At 35.9% G+C, this 17,986-nt stretch carries 13 protein-coding genes; 6 read left to right on the top strand and 7 right to left on the bottom strand.

The features are described 5' to 3' along the window. The first annotated feature begins 30 nt into the window (after nt 1-30). Nucleotides 31-399: a hypothetical protein gene (locus PK943_02195; protein HRN78023.1), complete on the top strand. Its 369-nt coding sequence runs from the start codon at nt 31-33 to the stop codon at nt 397-399. A 175-nt stretch (nt 400-574) separates the two neighbouring features. Here the strand turns inward: PK943_02195 and PK943_02190 are convergent, their stop codons facing one another. Together PK943_02190 and PK943_02185 are read right to left on the bottom strand one after the other, a co-directional pair. Continuing rightward, nucleotides 575-1,264: an ankyrin repeat domain-containing protein gene (locus PK943_02190; protein HRN78022.1), complete on the bottom strand. Its 690-nt coding sequence runs from the start codon at nt 1,262-1,264 to the stop codon at nt 575-577. Nucleotides 1,265-1,267: 3 nt separating this feature from the next. Further along, nucleotides 1,268-2,431, bottom strand: coding sequence for a hypothetical protein (locus PK943_02185; GenBank protein HRN78021.1), 1,164 nt, complete (start codon nt 2,429-2,431; stop codon nt 1,268-1,270). Between the two features lie 171 nt (nt 2,432-2,602). Here PK943_02185 and PK943_02180 point away from each other — a divergent pair, with 171 nt between their 5' ends. Next, nucleotides 2,603-3,217, top strand: coding sequence for a hypothetical protein (locus PK943_02180; protein HRN78020.1), 615 nt, complete (start codon nt 2,603-2,605; stop codon nt 3,215-3,217). A 3-nt stretch (nt 3,218-3,220) separates the two neighbouring features. On the opposite strand, the gene PK943_02175 is transcribed toward PK943_02180, so the two are convergent. The 3 genes from PK943_02175 to PK943_02165 all read right to left on the bottom strand — a co-directional run bounded on the left by PK943_02175 (nt 3,221) and on the right by PK943_02165 (nt 7,265). After that, nucleotides 3,221-4,003, bottom strand: coding sequence for a beta-1,6-N-acetylglucosaminyltransferase (locus PK943_02175; GenBank protein HRN78019.1), 783 nt, complete (start codon nt 4,001-4,003; stop codon nt 3,221-3,223). Between the two features lie 4 nt (nt 4,004-4,007). After that, on the bottom strand, nt 4,008-5,180 hold the full coding sequence (locus PK943_02170; GenBank protein HRN78018.1) for a leucine-rich repeat domain-containing protein: 1,173 nt from the start codon (nt 5,178-5,180) through the stop codon (nt 4,008-4,010). Nucleotides 5,181-5,759: 579 nt separating this feature from the next. Beyond that, nucleotides 5,760-7,265: a S41 family peptidase gene (locus PK943_02165; GenBank protein ID HRN78017.1), complete on the bottom strand. Its 1,506-nt coding sequence runs from the start codon at nt 7,263-7,265 to the stop codon at nt 5,760-5,762. A gap of 129 nt (nt 7,266-7,394) precedes the next feature. On the opposite strand from PK943_02165, the gene PK943_02160 reads away from it, so the two are divergent. Together PK943_02160 and PK943_02155 are read left to right on the top strand one after the other, a co-directional pair. Further along, a complete protein-coding gene (locus PK943_02160; protein ID HRN78016.1) occupies nt 7,395-7,676 on the top strand; it encodes a septum formation initiator family protein in 282 nt (93 codons plus the stop codon). A gap of 34 nt (nt 7,677-7,710) precedes the next feature. Beyond that, nucleotides 7,711-8,322, top strand: a complete 612-nt coding sequence (locus PK943_02155; GenBank protein HRN78015.1) for a superoxide dismutase — start codon at nt 7,711-7,713, stop codon at nt 8,320-8,322. Nucleotides 8,323-8,353: 31 nt separating this feature from the next. On the opposite strand, the gene PK943_02150 is transcribed toward PK943_02155, so the two are convergent. Both PK943_02150 and PK943_02145 read right to left on the bottom strand, forming a co-directional pair. Further along, a complete protein-coding gene (locus PK943_02150) occupies nt 8,354-11,251 on the bottom strand; it encodes a hypothetical protein (GenBank protein HRN78014.1) in 2,898 nt (965 codons plus the stop codon). A 106-nt stretch (nt 11,252-11,357) separates the two neighbouring features. Then, nucleotides 11,358-14,189: a hypothetical protein gene (locus PK943_02145; protein HRN78013.1), complete on the bottom strand. Its 2,832-nt coding sequence runs from the start codon at nt 14,187-14,189 to the stop codon at nt 11,358-11,360. 187 nt (nt 14,190-14,376) lie between these two features. Here PK943_02145 and lysS point away from each other — a divergent pair, with 187 nt between their 5' ends. Further along, nucleotides 14,377-15,873: a lysine--tRNA ligase gene (gene lysS, locus PK943_02140; GenBank protein ID HRN78012.1), complete on the top strand. Its 1,497-nt coding sequence runs from the start codon at nt 14,377-14,379 to the stop codon at nt 15,871-15,873. Between the two features lie 107 nt (nt 15,874-15,980). Beyond that, nucleotides 15,981-17,957 carry a hypothetical protein gene (locus tag PK943_02135; GenBank protein HRN78011.1) on the top strand — a complete coding sequence of 659 codons (1,977 nt, stop codon included), beginning with the start codon at nt 15,981-15,983 and terminating at the stop codon, nt 17,955-17,957. Nucleotides 17,958-17,986: the final 29 nt, after the last annotated feature.

Genomic DNA, 17,986 nt, shown 5'->3' with positions numbered 1-17,986 from the left:
TTTAATATTTAACCAGCAAGGAGTCATCATATGCATTTGAAATTACTTACATTACTGATTAGTGTTCCGGTTTTAAGCGCAGCAATGGATCAGACAATTACTATGCCAAAAGCAGAAGTTTTGCGAGACCGTTTAAGTAGCATAGGGTGTGATCATCTTATGGAAAAAACTACAATAGTACAACAGTTAGCAGGTAAGGAGATTAGGGGTTTAGGTGTTGGTGTTGTAGTTGAAACAATATTATATGATTATAATGAATATTGTAAAGAAGGAATGCCTGCACACATGGCAAAAATAACCGCAGTACAAATGCTGATGCATAAGCCCTTAATTATTAGAGAGTTACTGAAGGATCACCCAGATATAGTTGAAGAATTAACAAAAGCTGGAATCTTATAATTTATTGTTATCATTAACTCGAAAATTAAGCCTCACGTTCGTGGGGCTTTTTTTATGTTGAAATTAGTTCTTTACTCTCGATATTTTAAATTGCATCAAATACTTTTTTAATAATCTCCAACTCATTGGCAAGAAAGGTCTGCAATAAAGCAGACCTAACCGATATTAATAAAAATTATTTTGGTTGTAGTAATGTAGTAAGAGAGTAATACATATGATTAATGAAGCTTGCATTAGGTACTCTATGAGTTACACCCCCAAAAGGAAATACATCTACTATAATATCATAGGCGGTTTTGCTTTCATTATTTTTGAGAGATTTATCTGCCCCAGAGCTTACGAGTAAATTGGCTATGTCAGGTATATTAGCACTCCATCCATCACCTCCTAATGAATTTGCTGCTTGTTTAGCTACGATATGTAGAGCACTATCACCACATGCATTCTGTATATTTGGGTTAGCGCCTAACTGCAATAATTTTTTTACTGTCTCAAGTTTATTATATGCCGTGGCGAGTATTAATAATGTGTTACGTAAACAGGGGCTTTCTGTGTAAGGAATTTCGAGCTTAGCATTATACCCTGCTCGTGAAGGACATGCCAGTTGAAGATCTGGGTTAGCTCCTGCTTGTATAAATGCCAATGCTTGATTAATAATTTGGTTAAATGATTTCAACTCATCTTGTTTTTGTTTTAAATTTTTGCAAAAATCATTCAATAAAGATTCTAACCCTCGTCGTGCAACTTCAGTTTTTGTTTCTTTTGGAAATTCTTCAGGAAATGTAACCGATAGATTTTGTTTTTCCATAGCGTGTATATAAGACGCAGTAACTATCAATCCTAAAAATATGTTTCTCTTCGTCATGATTTACCTTTCTTGTAAGGTAAGCTCAACTGCATGTAGAGCTTGTTTAAAACTATTATATATACTATCAGCAAAATAAGTATTATTTTGCTGATTCAAGATGGTGTCCTTTGCCATTAAGTTCTTCCATAATTGTAGTTTTTTATAGTTTTCTTTACTTGGATAGTGCTTGCATATATTGATAAATAATTTGGTAAGTGATTCGATAAAACATGCTACGCAATTGGTATATATATGATTATCTTCTAAAAAAAAATTATCAGGATTATTATCATTTCGTTGCTCTAAATCCAAGATTACAAATTGATTTTGACCATTAATAAGTAAGTTGCTTGCAATATCCCATAATCCTATGAACCGTAACTCATATAATTCTTTGAATGCTTGATCTGGAATATCTTTAAATCGTTCTTGTGCCGAACTTAACTGTGTAAGTTCTTCAGCAATTTGTTCTTGAATTACTACATAATTATTATCGCAACAATTTGTTGGCATTCCAGGTACATGAACTAGGTATGTGGGAACATCTTTAATATATTGTATATTGTGTTTCTTAATACATTTTTTCAGTAATAGATAGTTTGCATACATACTGATGGTATGAAATGTTGGGATATGTTCATCTAATAAATCTATGTTCTGCCTCATTTGTGCAGCATCATGGCCATATGGGTGTGCATAATGAGCCATGAGTGTAGTGAGTCGATTAGCCGGACCAGCAATACGCATAACATACCCTGCAAAAGGTACAAAAATATAATTGAGTTCGCTTTTGTATGCGGGGTATTGATTACTAGCAAGCCTTTGAATTATCTTTTTATCTGTTTCTTGTTTTTGGGGGTTAGTCAGTGGTTGTGGCATAGCAATCAGTTTTTTCAAAAGATCTTTATTTTTTATGATAATGGTGCTGTTACCAGTTCTTATTTCTTGAGCACTTGTATCAAGCCAGGTATTGAGACGTTTTTGTAATTCTTTGGGTACAGGGGTATATTTCTCTGCTAAAGATACCAAGGTAGAAGGACTAATGGTTTCTGATTCATATAATTGTGCATTATATGCATCAGGGACAAGACCTAATTGTTCTGCATGCATTAATGGATATACGCTACCTAGCAAAATGAATATAGAGTAAAATTGCATGAAATATTTTACCACAATGTTTACCATTTCCACCCTCTATATTTAAAATCATATCTGAAATAAATCCTAACTAATTGCGATAAGAAAAGTCAATATATGGTAGCTTTTTTTATCTTAAATTATTGCATTTTGAATAGTGGTTGGTAATATTGGTAATAAGTAAATAAATTTATGTATACACCTAAAAAAGAGGGAATTATGAAAAAAACAGCTTTATTATTAACAACTTTATCAATAGGTGTTAACTCTTATTGGTTAAGTGCAATGGAGTGTAGCGATTTAATTGATAAGCTTGAAGGTCTAGCAAAACAGGTAAAAACAGGATCTAATTTTGTCGAAGCAACAGAGGCTGTGGAGACTAATATGCTGAGCAATAATCAAGCGGTTCAACATGTTTCATTTATGCTTTCCAAAGAGCTTTTTAAACAACAGTATACCCCAGCTTTTGAAACAGCATTTCAAACCGCTCAATTGCAGCTGAAAAGTGATAATAAAGATAACCAGGCTTGGGCGCGGATTATTTTAAATGAATTACTCGAAAATAAATTTTCAGCAGCATTTGATTTTGCTACTCAAGCTGCTCAGAAAGGAATGCAGATAAATTATAAGCCTATTTTAAGATATTCATTGGCAATTTTCGAAACATTATTTAAAAATCGATATGCTCCAGCGTTTGATGCTGCAGAACAGGCTATAGAGCAGGCAGAAAAGGACAGTTCGTGGCAAATGCGCGATAGGACAGTCAATTATTTTGATATTCAAGACGCGGCAAGGAAACTCGAAGATGCATTACATAATGCACGCCAAAAATAAGATTTACTTAGAGTTCATATACGGCAAATAAGAGTGAAGCGGTATAAGATTTGCATCTTTAGAAAATTTGCGTGCGAATAAATATCCTTGCGATATCGCTTTTGTTATACAAATAAGCTGGTCCGGTTCGTGTAAATTAGTAAACATGAATGGGATGCTGTTTCCTGAGCCGGGAGGATTATGTTTTTGCCAGTTTACATATGTTTTATCTACTTTAGTCACTTCTGAAAGTAATCCTTGTGATGCTAAAAATGTTGCTGGGTAGAGTTCATTATCAGCTTCATAGCGCGTGATCAGGTCAATGTAGTAAGAATCATTTATTATTTTTCCAGCGTGTTTTCTGTTTAGAATAACCCATTGTGAACATTTATAACGAAATTCAGCAGGAATATCTTTTAAACTTCGTCTATTGTACAAGTGGTTTTGTATGTGTTGGTGAGGATTTGGTACATAATTGAATATACTTGTATCTGTAGCCATGATGATAGAATAGATTTGTTGAAATGAGCGCAATGGGAGAGTTGATTCAGATAAAAAAATAAATTTTTCATTCAAGGGATCTTGTAATGCCTGTTTTAAGAGGAGAATTTGGGCTTTCATAGTATTAGCCCAGGTAGTAGGGACAGTAGATGGTAATTCATAAGGCTTGAAAAAAGAATCAGCTGAGATGCCTTCTTTGGCATGAATATAGATTGAATAGTTACTTTCATTCCCCTGTAGAAACTGTTTCCAATAAGGCTCATGGTAAATGTTAGCAATAGTAAGAAATAATAAAGCAATTTTCATCTTTTTAAAATTCTATTTCTGCATTTGGCAACAATTGACGTACCCGATCTTTAGTTGCTTGATCGAGTTGGTTATCCTTAAGTAAGAGTATTCGTAAGTTTGTAAGGTTACCAATGGCATCAGGTATGGTAGTTATCTGATTACCGGAAAGATTGAGCCGTTGTAAGTTTGCAAGGTTGCCAATAGCATCAGGTATGGTAGTTACCTGATTACCGGAAAGATAGAGTGCTTTTAAGTTTGCAAGGTTGCCAATAGCATCAGGTATGGTAGGTATTTGATTATTATTAAGATTGAGCGCTTTTAAGTTTGTAAGGTTGCCAATAGCATCAGGTATGGTAGTTATCTGATTACCGGAAAGATCGAACCATTGTAAGTTTGTAAGGTTGCCAATAGCATCAGGTATGATAGTTATCTGATTACCAGGAAGATAAAGCGATTCTAAGTTTGTAAGGTTGCCAATAGCATCAGGTATGGTAGGTATTTGATTATTATTAAGATTGAGCGCTTTTAAGTTTGCAAGGTTGCCAATAGCATCAGGTATGGTAGTTATCTGATTACCGGAAAGATTGAGCTGTTGTAAGTTTGCAAAAGAATCTTTGGGTAATAAAGAGATGCCTGCAATACTTGTTATCGTTCTTTTTATCGTTTCTTTAGAACAGTCAAGTATTTTATATATGATCTTAGGCATTTGATTAAACACAATCAAGTCTGCAATACTAACTCCACCTTGTAAAGCGACCTCTACCCAATCAAGACCCAGAAAGTCAGCAGCTTGCATAAACGCTTGGTTACTGCCTTTGTCTCCATATCCATATATCATCTTTATTATTCTGACTTGTTCAGGAATATCTGCAGGAGTATAAGCTTGATGCATTTCTGTTTTTTCAAAGAACTTAGGGTCTAATTTGAGCACCGGTGCCTGGGTATACACTTGTTCTACAAAATCAACAACAGATTGCAGTGTTGCTGCATCAAAATTTTCTATAGGTATTTCTTGCCCTGCAGGGAATACTTCGAGCAAGTCTTGAATAGTTGGGATTCTTTGAGCAACCGAACGGTCAATTATTACTTGTTGGCCATCTTTGCCTACAAGCGTGACCTGGGTAACCTCTTTTTGCATGGCACTCAATGCGCCAATACCGGCACATGTTAATACAATTACTAATAATTTTTTCATATTTTTTACTCCCTTTTTATCTTTATATTACTGATCATATATTATTTTTTATTCAAATAGCAATAGCTGCAAGGTGGCGTTTATAAGTATTATAATTCAGGAATAGTATTTCCAGGATTGCCAGATTTTACTTTAGACAATAAAAAAGTCCCATAATAGTGCGAGTTTAAGTCAATATCATGCCTGTCGTAATTCGAAGAGCGAAATTGGAATATTATTTTCGTTTTTTAAATGCAGTAAATTGCTTACATTCATTGTTTAGATAAAAGTAAACTTCGAATTTCCACTCATGGAACGAGTCCACCAGGTAACACAATAATAAAAGGACGCGGTTAAGCGTCCTTTATTTGTTCTGTTTTATTTGTATGTGCTTGGGAGGTATTTAGCTTAAGGCCAAATAAAAACAAGAAGCTAAAAATGGCTACACAGGTAACAGTGAGCCTATACTTGAATTTCCTACTCATACATCCTCATTGGTAGCGTGAAAAAGCTGTGTTTTTCCCTATAAATCAGCCTATATGAAGCTATACTACTTGTCAAAAAATTAGGGCCCATTTTTGTGGGCCCCTTCTAGAGACTTTATATTTTGACCTGTTCAATAGTCAGTTGATCCTGGTTGACGTAGTGTTTTTTGATAAATGCCACGGCTTTATCCCGGTTGCATACACGGTCTGGGCACGTAGCCTGGGCGGTTCCCAGGAGGTTGATCAGGGTAATGGTAGCGCGTAATTGGTTGTCTTGTTGGAGCATTTCTTTAGCACGAGTAATCCAGCGGTTTTGGTGTGATTCTACCTCATCTTTATCTTTGGTAGGGATTAATGTTTTAGGCTGTTCTTTGGTGGCATCTGTATTGGTAACCTGAATATGGTTTTTGAATGAAGATTCGTGGCCATAGTTTTTATTGAACCATTGTGCTTGCTCGGTCAATGGCATAGTACGTTCTATCATAAAGTCTGGTTTGATGCCTTGCCCTTGGATTGTTTTGTCATTTGGTAAGTAGTACAAGCGCGTGGTCAATTTGATTGCCGAGTCATTGCTGATTGGTATTACTTCTTGTACGGAACCTTTGCCAAAGGTAGTGGTCCCAACTAAAAATACGAGTAATTTTTTCTGATTAGTAGCATGTAATTGTGCTTGTTTTTCAGAATGTATTTGGAGTACGCCAGCTAAAATTTCTGCAGCAGATGCTGTATAGTTATTGACCAGTACAAAGATTGGTACGGTTGTGTTTGCGATTGGTGTGTGCGAGGTTACATATCGTTGCATTGGTTTATTTTCTTTATCTTTAGTTATTACTACCGTGCTACCTTTATCTAGAAACATGCCGGAAATTTCAACAACGGAACTGAGTAGCCCTCCGGAGTTGTTGCGCAAATCAAGAATAAGGCCTTTATATTTTTCTTTGTTTGCTTCTTGCAACAGCTGTTCTATTTGTTTGACGGCATTTTGAGAAAACGTGTTGAGTGAAAGATAATAGATATTTTGATCTTTGATGTGGAATGAGAGTGAATTTTGTTCTTTTACAACGTCACGTATAATCGTGAAAGAAAGTAGGTCTGGTTTATCTTGACGCAATACTTTGATTCCTACTTTGGTATTGCGAGCACCTTTTAATTTGGTGGTTGCTTCTTCCGTTGTCATCCCGGCAAGTGGTACGCCATCTATTTCTATAATTTTGTCCATTGGATGTACGCCGGCTTTGTCTGCGGGTCCTTCGGGAATTGTGTCTACCACGGTCAGATGTTTATCTTTTGGTTTGCGGGTATTATCAATTACAATTCCGATGCCAAAAAATTCGCCACTGGTACTTTCCATCATGCGTTTATAAGTGTCTGGTCCCAAAAATCCTGAATGTGGATCAAGATTTGATAAGAATGCATCAATAGCTTGTTGCATGGCATGTTCCACATTAGCAGCTTTATAATGTTTTTGGCGAGTAAGGTGCAATACTTCAGCAAATGTTTGCGACCAATTATATATGGTTTCATCAAAGTCAGATGTATTCGCTTGTTTGTTTTTTTGCTGGTCCGGCGCATATATAGATAAGGTGCAAAGCGCAACAAGCGCTATGATATACTTTTTCATTGTCCACTCCCCTTTTTTTACATTGCAGAATTTGGTGCAATGTTTCCTTTATTAAAGCGAATTCTTGCGTACGGTGTCAATAGAGGTGTTATTTTAAAAAGCAAACCTCTTATGATATAAAGGAATGGTATGAAGAGTGTAAAACAAATCATTTTACGTATTTTTTTTGTGATTGAAACGGTAGTATTTGCCTGGATGTATATATTTGGTGCGCAAGGAGTGCGTGTATTGCATACATTAGATGCAGAAAACCATGAGCTTGAATGCACGGTGCAACATATGCGTGATGAATTACGTGAACTTGATCAGCGTATTATTACTTGGGAGAACGAACCATTCCATAAAGAAAAAATAGCTCGTGAGCAGTTGCAGATGGCGCGTGCAGGTGATACCATCTATTATCGTGATTGATGTCTTGATTGTTATATTTTAAGTAAGGATTGTTATGTACAAACTTCCTCCATTACCGTATGCGTTTGGTGCACTTGAACCGTATATTGATGCATTGACTATGGAAATTCATCATGATCGTCATCATCAAGCATATATAAATAATTTGAATACAGCATTGGAGAAATATCCTGCACTACAAAAAGTGCCACTCAAAGAATTATTAGAAAATTTGGATGATGTGCCAGCAGACATTCGTACTACGGTACGCAATAATGGGGGGGGTACGTTTAATCATGACATGTTCTGGACCATTATGTCTCCTAATGGTGGTGGTAAACCAACAGGTAAAATTGCTGATGAAATCAACAAAATATTTGGTTCGTTTGAAGCAATGCAAGAACAATTTAATACGGCTGCCAAAACAGTATTTGGGAGTGGCTGGGCATGGCTGTGCCTTGATCTGACGGGTAAGTTGGTAATTATGAGTACGGCAAATCAGGACACACCACTTTCTGTTGGGTTGTCACCCGTTATGGGGCTTGATGTATGGGAACATGCGTATTATTTAAAGTATCAAAACAAGCGCCCGGATTATATTACTGCCTGGTGGCATGTAACCAATTGGGAACAAGTAGAAGAAAATTATCGTGCATTAGTGGAATAAAAAAGGGGAGTTGGAAAACTCCCCTTTCAAATTATTGTTGTGCTGGTTGTGCTACAGGCATTGCTTCTCTGATTTTTTCTTGAATTTCTGCAGGTAATCTATTGAGTATTTTTTCAAATCTATCTGCTGGTATAATTAGTATAAATAATGAAAGACTGTCTTGTCTTTGCTCTAGTGGTAGAGTAGCTATGCCTAACATTAAATTTCCAAAAAACGTATTGAAGCCATATGTAAATAATAGGTTTTCTATGAGTGATTCTTGTAATACAGATTGTATTGTTAAATTTAATGCTGATGTGATAGGGGCTAGAATAACTTGATAAACATCAATGGACTGATGTGAGAACGTTAACAATGTATTTCCATTTTTACTCGTAGATATAAGATCTTTATTTTCACTTTTGAGTATTCTTTTTGTATCTAAATCCCACCATTCAATTATTGTTTCTTCTTCTTCTTCTTCTTCAAATGTTCTTTTTTCGAGCATAAGTATATTGGTGTCTAATAAAAATTTAATATCTAATGTTATATCATCTGTTTCTGACAGATTATAACTCAGATTTTTCTCAAGATCATACATAGTGAAATAGGTATCGCTACGGGTGACAAGTATGTTTCCTTTATGATTAAAAATGAGTTGTGATGGGAACGTATATTTTGTAGTTATAGTTCGAGGTGTTCTTGATTTGGTATCCCATAATAAGATGCTACTCAAAGCTCCTGAAGCTAGTTGTGTACTATCTGGACTAAAGGTGAGTAGATGTACGTTGATTTGTTTGCCTAATTGATATGATTTTTTAGTCTCTAAATCGTATAAGTAGATATTGCCATCCGTATCAGATGAAGCGAGCCATTTATTGTCAGGACTCAATGCGATTGTATTAGCATTATTAGCGTGATAATTAAGAGTGTCTAGGGCACCTGTTTGTAAATTCCATACACGAATATAATCTTTTTCTTTTTTTGAGGTTACCAAAACATATTTATTGTTTAAAGATATATCAATTTCTTCTACATTAGATAACCGTAACCTTTGTGGTGTTTGTGTTGCAAGATCCCAGATGTGGGCACCATCGTTACTGATGGAGATTAGCTTGGTTGCATCTGTATTAAAAAATACATATTTTACATGGGAAGTAGGTCCGTGCAGCAGTTCTGATTCACCTGTTTTGGTATCCCACAAGCGTATGGTGTTGTCATCTGAAGCAGATGCTATTTTTTTGCCATCTGGGCTGATTTCTATGCTATTAATGGTTTTTATATGACCAGATAATGTGCGCTGTTTGCCGGTTTTTTTGTCCCACAGATATATGGTATGTGCAGTAGAAGAAGAGGTATCTTCTAAATAAGCAATAATGGTGTTACCATCAGGACTTACAAATGCTTCCATTATAACGGTATCTTTTGGCGTTTTGAATGTGCGTTGGTTACCGGTTGCTATATCAACAAGACGTATTATATTGTCGTGAGAAGTGATAAGCAATTGTTTGTTATCAGGGGTAAATTCCATATTATGTAAATGTTCGGTCAAGCCATTCACTAACTGAATTTTTTGTATTTGAGAAAATGTTTTTGATAAATCGAGGGTATTCATATCAAATATGGCAATAGATTCTGCACCTTCTTCTATTGCAACCAATGAACCGTTTTTACTAAATACAACTTCTCCAAATGTAAGACCTTCATCTTCGCCATCATAGAGCATATTAAGGGAGCCATTATCCCATATAAATATTTCGGGTTGCTCTGCTGTTGCAATAATTTTGGTTCCATCCGGGCTTATGCTTAGGTACTTAATATTAATAGGTACTATAGATAGACCTAAATCGTTGTTAACTGTTTCCAAGTCTTGCCACTGCTCAGTATCTGTATTCCAGATTTTTACATTGTGATCAGTAGCAACTACAACCTTTTTACCATCATGTGATAAGGTCGATGCATTGATTTGTTCATTGGGCAATTGCAGGGGAACAACATTGCCATCTTGTGTATTGAGGAGTTCGAGTGTTGTATTAAATTCATTTTCTTGTGATAAAAAAGCACAATACAGACTGTTGCTTATTTGTAGATCTTGCTGCAGATAATCTTGTGTTTGATACAGTTCTTGGTTGGTAGCCAAATCCCATACACGTATAGTATTGTCTAATGAGGTGGAAATGAGTTGTGTATTATCTGGCATTATATACAAGTTAGTAACTCGATTAGTGTGGCCTGGGAGTATGGATCTTTGATTTATTTTTGCATTATAAATAATGATATTGTTGGTATGATCAGTAAATGCTATCAAGTCTACTCGGCCAGAATTATCTGTGCTCACCGCAGAGGGTTTGCTACTTTCCACATTATTTATCGTTATTAATGAAGGCATAGAAAGTACTTCTACTGAGTCAGCATACAGTTTGGATCTGATTTGTTGTAACCGTATGTTACGGATGGAATTCTGTATATCTTGTTCATCTACGTCAGGATTGTTGGTAATGAGTTGCTTCCATGTTTCTACTGGATTATCTGATCTTGTAATACGCGTACACAATGTTTCTATGGTCCAATTGAGTAAAACAGGGGGTATAAGGAAGGCGTTTAAGTCTACAATTAACGTACTCAAATCATTGAGTGGTAAGGTGTTTAAATATTTAGACAATTTATTATAGTCAGATCCTGTTTGTATATTAGCATACAATTGCATGACTTCAATTACTGCAGCGAACCTTTTGCCATTAATATTTGTTAATGGAATTGTTTTTGCTAGTTCTGTAGGACTTACTTCTTCAAGCATGTTTTTCAAAAATTGTGATTGATAGGCTACTGATTGCTCAACCTGGAATTCCTGGCCATCTTGTGTTTTAAAAGTAAAGGCTGTTTCTTTTTCCATGCCGTATAGATTGCTAGCAAGTCCCAGTATCAGGGATATATATAAGTAGTTCTTCATTACGCGTTTCTCCATAAACTATTGGGGGATTATTATATACCGTAACCATATTATTATTTAGGATTTCATAGGTTAAAAAAGGGGAGCTAAGAACTCCCCTTTCAAATTATTGTGCCGGTTGCCTTGCTTCTTGAATTTGTTGTCGTATATTTTCAGGTAACATATTAAGAGTATCGGCTATCTTGTCTTCAGGAATTAAACTCATAAAATTTCTTCGTGATTCTATTGGTAATTGAGCTATAGAAGCGATCATGGAGAGCTTTGGCTTTACGGCAAATAATTGTGATAAATCGAAGTTTTTTACACCTTGTATTAGGGCATTGAATATAGCTATATAATCTAATCTTAAAGCTTGAAAAACTAAAGTATTATCGTCAGTATTGTTGAACAAAGTATTACCATCTTTGCTTATAGATACAAAATCATAATCAGAATCTTTGATCATTTCTTGTGTATCTACATTCCACCATTCAATTTTCTTTTCTGCTTCAGATGTTATTTTTTCTAACATGAGTATATTATTGCTATCCAAAAAAAATTGTATATTTAATTTTTGGTCATCATCTTTTGCAAGTCTATAATGTAATTTTTTGTCAGGATTATAAATAGTGACATCTTCATCTAATGTAACAAGTGTATCACCATTATGATTGAAAATAAGATGGGATATATTACCTATGTTTTTTCGTATGATTTGAGAAGTTTTTAATTTGATATCCCATAGTAAGAGGGTACCATTTGTTGCTCCTGAAGCAAGTTGCATACTATCTGGTCTAAAGGAAAGCAAATGTACTCTTGCTTGATTGCCTAACAGGATTGATTCTTTAGTTGATAAATTGTATAGGTAAATATTACCTTTTGTGTCGGCAGAAGCAAGCCACTTGCTATCTGGACTAAATGCAAGAGTTATAACATCACTCACATGGTATGCTAATGTATCTAAAGAGCCGGTAGTAAGGTCCCATACACGTATGTAATCTTTTTCTTTTAAATCAATGAGTGCGTAATTATTATGCATATCTTTTTCAATGTTATGTATGGATTTACTTGCTAAGCGTATGTTTTGAGGAGTTTTAGTTGCAAGATCCCATAAATACGCCGTATCGTTGCTTATAGAAATCAATTTAGATCCATTAGCATTAAAGAATATGTGATCAATACTCGTAGTATGACCCTGTAATACTTCGGATTTACCAGTTTTTATATTCCATAAGCGTATGGTGTTATCATCAGATCCGGAAGCAATTGTTGTATTGTCGGGACTTATTGCTATGGATTGAACCATGCCTGTATGACCAGATAAGGTTTTCGGTTTACGCGTTTTTATATCCCATACATATATCTTGTTATTGTCAGAAGAAACGTTATCAGATTTTGCTAAATAGGTAGCCATGGTATTACCATCGCGGCTTATCAATACTTTTTCTATGACAGTATTTTTTGGAGTTGTAAGTGTACGCTGAGTACCGGTAGCTATATCAATTAAGTGGATTGTATTATCATACCCAGTCACAAATAAAGATTTGCTATCTGGGGTAAATTCCATTGATTGTATATTTGCAGGTAATTCATCAATAGATTGAATTTTATCATGAGTATTTACATTAAATATAATGATAGATCCATCTTGTTGTGCAGCTACTAAAGAACCATCTCTACTAAATAAAGTCTCTTCAAACAAGGGATCCTCTTCTGTTCCGTCATGAAATATATTTAATATACCGTTATCCCATATATACATTTTTGGTTCTTGAGATGATGTTCCAATAATTTTAGTTCCATCAGGATTTACGGCTAATGATTGTACAATAGCAGGATCTATGACTAAGTTGCCACGTGTTGTTTCTAAGTCTTGCCATTGACCTGTATCCATGCTCCATACTTTTATACTAGTTTCAGTACCAATAACAATTTTTTTACCATCAGCTGATATGGTAGATACAATAATGCGTTCATTTGGTGGAGTTAGACTTATAACATTACCGTTATTTAAATTAAGTAGTTCGACCGTTGTGTCAAATTGATTTTCTTGAGATATGAATGCGCAGTATTTACTATCATTGCTTATGATTTGATTTAGAGGAAAATGGTAGTCTTGCGTTTGGTATAGCTCTTGGCTAGCAGCCAAGTCCCATACGCGTATAGTGTTATCTTGAGATGTGGAAATGAGTCGGGTGTTATCTGGTGTGATATCTAAACTTTCAATGATATTGGTATGACCTTCAAGTGGAGTTACTTGCTGAGTCTGGAGTCGCAGTACATTAATATTATTGTCATTATCATTAGTATACGCCATCAAGAACTCTGAAATTGGCCGGGAGCTTAACGTAGCGGCAGCGATGGAAGCAGTAGTAGGCAACGTAGATATTACACCCATCGAAAACATATCTAATGAATCAGCAAAAAAATCATTCGTAAGTTTTTGTAAAAGAGTGTTGCGTACGGCAATACTAATATCATGTGTGGTTAATTCATTGTTATCTGCTACTAACTGTTGCCATGTTGCTATTGGGTTCCCAGATTGTATCGTGCGATCACATAATTTTTTTATTGCCCAATTGAGTAAAACAGGAGGTACAAGAAAATAATTTAAGTCTACAATTAACGTACTCAAATCATTGAGTGATAAGGTGTTTAAATATTTAGACAATTTATTATAGTCAGATCCTGTTTGTATATTAGCATACAATTGCATGACTTCAATTACTGCAGCGAACCTTTTGCCATTAATATTTGTTAATGGAATTGTTTTTGCTAGTTCTGTAGGACTTACTTCTTCAAGCATGTTTTTCAAAAATTGTGATTGATAGGCTACTGATTGCTCAACCTGGAATTCCTGGCCATCTTGTGTTTTAAAAGTGAATGCTGTTTCTTTTTCCATGCCGTATAGATTACTAGCTAATCCTAGAAGCAGGAATGCATATAAGTAGTTCTTCATTACGCGTTTCTCCATGAACTATTTGGGTTTATTATACCGTAACCATATTATTATTATTATTTGGGTTTCAATATATAGGTTAAAGGTAGTCGATTTAGGCTGATTTATAGTAAAATTTGCAAAAATATTTATACTATGGATTATGCAGTTAAATAGCTATTTTTAATGAGTAAGGTTAGGTAGGGCCATGAAAAAAGAACATATACAAGCAGAAGTGCATGATACTGGATCTCAAGAACATCACGTTCGAGTAGAGAAGGTTAAGAAGCTACGCGAAATGGGTATAGAGCCATGGCCGCAACCAAAACCGACCAATGCTACCTGTCAGCAAGTTCGCGATGAATTTGAGTCGCATGCAGAATCTAAAACATATCAAGTTGCCGGCCGTATTTTGACGCTGCGTGAGCATGGCAAAACTGCTTTTATTACTATTCAAGACCGTAGCGGCACATTGCAACTCTATATTCGCCAAGATAAAGTAGGCGATACCTTATATGACTTTTTCAAGCATTATCTGGATCTTGGAGATATTATCTGGGCTTCTGGCCAGTCATTCAAAACAAAAATGGGTGAAGTTACCATTAAAGTTGATGACTTTGTATTACTGAGCAAGTGTTTGCACCCATTACCGGAAAAATTTCATGGTATTGCTGATCAGGAGATCAAATACCGTCAACGTTATCTTGATTTAATCGCAACACCAGAAAGTCGTGAACGATTCAAAAAACGTTCTGAAATTATTACAACCATGCGTCATTTTTTTGAACAGCATGGATTTATAGAAGTTGAAACCCCCATGCTCCATCCAATTGCAGGTGGTGCAGCAGCACATCCATTTGTAACACACCATAATGCCCTTGATATGCAATTGTATTTACGGATTGCACCGGAATTATATTTAAAACGTTTAATTATTGGTGGCCTTGAGCGTGTGTATGAGATTAATCGTAATTTTCGCAATGAAGGTATTTCTACGCGGCATAATCCGGAATTTACATCGGTTGAATGGTATATTGCACATCATGATTATGAATGGATGATGGATTTTACCGAACGGATGCTCCATGCAATTGCTGCAAAGGTATGCGCAGATCCGGCAGCAGTTCCCTACGCTGATTACGTGTTAAATTTTGCCGCACCATTCAAACGTTTGACTATGCAAGAAGCAGTAATACACTATGTCGGTTGTACCGCAGATGATTTGCATGAACAACATATCGATAAGATGCTTAAAAAACATGGTATTAAGCTTGAGAACAAAGATGCTACCTGGGGACATAAGTTATATGCCTTATTCGACGAATTGGTAGAAAAACAACTCATTCAACCAACCTTTATTACCCAGTTTCCTGTTGAGGTATCCCCACTGGCTAAACGTAATCCAGATAATCCTATGCTAACGGATAGATTTGAATTATTTGTTGCTGGTATGGAACTTGCCAATGCATTTACCGAATTAAATGATCCATTTGATCAAGCAGAGCGCTTTCATGAGCAGGTTGCTGCAAAACATGCGGGTGATGCTGAAGCACATGCCTATGATGCAGACTTTATCCAAGCGCTTGAGCATGGTTTGCCGCCAACCGTAGGTGCTGGCATAGGTATTGATCGGTTGACTATGCTATTGACAAATACAACATCAATCCGCGATGTAATACTATTTCCAACGCTCAAGAGAAAATAGTAAATTATTTCAGTTTGTATCAAATTATTGAGATTTGTTTAGCGCTTATGGTACGCTCATAGGTGTAGAGACAAATTGATTTCTGCTTTTTTGAGGGGAGTAGGCAGATGGTACATATGAAATATACTAGATTCATGCTCACGTTACTGAGCTTTTTTTCTATTGGTAAGCTTGTTGCAACTATGACGGTCTATAATTATACGGATCGACCAATGTTTGCGGGTGTATATTATTACGATCCCAAAGGGGTATCTACACTAAAAACTGCTGTGGTAGAAATTGCGCCGGGAACAAGTCAAAAGCTACAAGAACCTTCTATTTCCATACAGTATGATCGTTATTTAGTATTTGACGATCGTCGAGAGGATCTTAAGCCAACCCTTGGATTTACTGAATTTACTCAACATGTCGGATCAGTACGCGCGCGGTTTCCGGGAGATTATTTTCTGGCACTCAAAGATGGGCGTCTCAAAGGATATACGTGGACCGAATGGAATATAAAAAAAGAAGCGGTCAAACTATGGGAACAGGCAACTAGTGGTATTGATGCAACGGTACGTAATCAAATTAAAAAAGATCAACCTGCCATACAAACAAATCCATACAAAGAAACACCGGTGCAGGTACGAGTAAGTACTGCATTGAATCCAGATGAAATAGCATACCGTAATCAGCGATTCCCCAAAGTACAAAAAGCGCTTGAAAAATTACTGGATCGATCATTAGCTGGTAAAAAAATTCCAGAAATTGCCGTAGTACTCAGTGGTGGTGGGTACCGTTCTATGTTGTATTGTTCAGGTTTTCTAACAGCGGCTGAGGAAGAAGGGTTATTTGATGCGTTTATGTATCAAGTATCGCTTTCGGGGTCTACTTGGGGTGTAGCGTATCTGACGCAAGAATTTTTAAAAGGAAAATCGGTCAAAACAGCATCAGATAATCTACCAGATAAAATTACTAAACATTTGGCTGATACAACATCGCAAGAAATGCAGGATATTACGAATGCATTGTTGGTAAAAGCGGCATTTCAAGAGCCAATAACTACCATAGATTTGTTTGGTTTATTATTAGGAAATAGACTGTTTAATCATTATGGACAAAAAAGACATCAAGTATATTTATCTGATCAAAAAGATGCTATAGCGCGTGGTAATTGGCCATTCCCAATTTATACGTGCGTACCGGCAGAAACGACTCGTTTAGAACGATTGACCTATGAATTTACGCCGGTAGAAATATGGGCGCCATGGGGAATGTCTGTACCGCCATATGCATTTGGTAATAAGTTTACTAATGGCGTACGACAAAAAGATGGTAGCTTATTTGCACCGGAGCAACCGATGGGGATCCTGCTTGGTACTTTTGGTTCTGCATATGCTTTTACGTTAAAACGTGCATATGTTGATATAGAAAAAAAGCTGGGTACTATTTTGCAGCCAATTGTTTCGCAATTGCCAAAAGAGGTTGGTGAAGCACGGGTTGCATCAGCAGATTTCTTGAACTTTACTGCAGGAATAAGTGGTAGCCCCATAAAAAATAATCGTATTATGAAAATGGCAGACGGAGGTCTTGGTATTAGTAATTTACCTATCCAGCCGGTAAGTGGTGATTATAACAGGCGTAAACCTGATATGTATATATTTGTTGATGTATCTGAAACTACGAATGATGCTTCTGAAATGAGAAAAGTAACTGATTATATGCGAGCACAAGGTCATAAGTTCCCTGATATTACAACATTTAAAGGCATTGATCGTAAGAGTATAAATGTATTTGAAAGTAATGATCCTACCGTACCAACGGTAATATATATGCCACGATACAAAGAACTGACCGTATGGGAAGAACACAAAAATAAACCGACATTCAGACGATATAAATCATTTTTAGAAGATTTTGATATTGATCGCTGTGTCAAACAAGAAGGGTGTGCATCATTTGATTTGCAGTATACTCGAGAGACAGCACTTAAGGTACAAAAGCTTGGTGAATTCAATGTGCATGCAAGTATAGATACTATTAAGCAGGCAATTAATAATAAAATTAATCGTATGTCACCGGATTCTGTGTCTGTGGCACCGTAATATTTTTGTCTTGCTTAAAAAAACAAGAG

Source organism: Candidatus Dependentiae bacterium (genome assembly GCA_035445995.1).
Taxonomy (GTDB): domain Bacteria; phylum Babelota; class Babeliae; order Babelales; family Vermiphilaceae; genus DAOMRS01.
This window is presented reverse-complemented; position numbering and strand designations above follow the sequence as displayed.

Excerpts from the sequence above, each read along its gene's own strand:
- PK943_02195 (HRN78023.1), top strand. The coding sequence starts at position 31 with ATGCATTTGAAATTACTTACATTACTGATTAGTGTTCCGGTTTTAAGC.
- PK943_02190 (HRN78022.1), bottom strand. The coding sequence starts at position 1,264 with ATGACGAAGAGAAACATATTTTTAGGATTGATAGTTACTGCGTCTTAT.
- PK943_02185 (HRN78021.1), bottom strand. The coding sequence starts at position 2,431 with ATGGTAAACATTGTGGTAAAATATTTCATGCAATTTTACTCTATATTC.
- PK943_02180 (HRN78020.1), top strand. The coding sequence starts at position 2,603 with ATGAAAAAAACAGCTTTATTATTAACAACTTTATCAATAGGTGTTAAC.
- PK943_02175 (HRN78019.1), bottom strand. The coding sequence starts at position 4,003 with ATGAAAATTGCTTTATTATTTCTTACTATTGCTAACATTTACCATGAG.
- PK943_02170 (HRN78018.1), bottom strand. The coding sequence starts at position 5,180 with ATGAAAAAATTATTAGTAATTGTATTAACATGTGCCGGTATTGGCGCA.
- PK943_02165 (HRN78017.1), bottom strand. The coding sequence starts at position 7,265 with ATGAAAAAGTATATCATAGCGCTTGTTGCGCTTTGCACCTTATCTATA.
- PK943_02160 (HRN78016.1), top strand. The coding sequence starts at position 7,395 with ATGAAGAGTGTAAAACAAATCATTTTACGTATTTTTTTTGTGATTGAA.
- PK943_02155 (HRN78015.1), top strand. The coding sequence starts at position 7,711 with ATGTACAAACTTCCTCCATTACCGTATGCGTTTGGTGCACTTGAACCG.
- PK943_02150 (HRN78014.1), bottom strand. The coding sequence starts at position 11,251 with ATGAAGAACTACTTATATATATCCCTGATACTGGGACTTGCTAGCAAT.
- PK943_02145 (HRN78013.1), bottom strand. The coding sequence starts at position 14,189 with ATGAAGAACTACTTATATGCATTCCTGCTTCTAGGATTAGCTAGTAAT.
- lysS (HRN78012.1), top strand. The coding sequence starts at position 14,377 with ATGAAAAAAGAACATATACAAGCAGAAGTGCATGATACTGGATCTCAA.
- PK943_02135 (HRN78011.1), top strand. The coding sequence starts at position 15,981 with ATGGTACATATGAAATATACTAGATTCATGCTCACGTTACTGAGCTTT.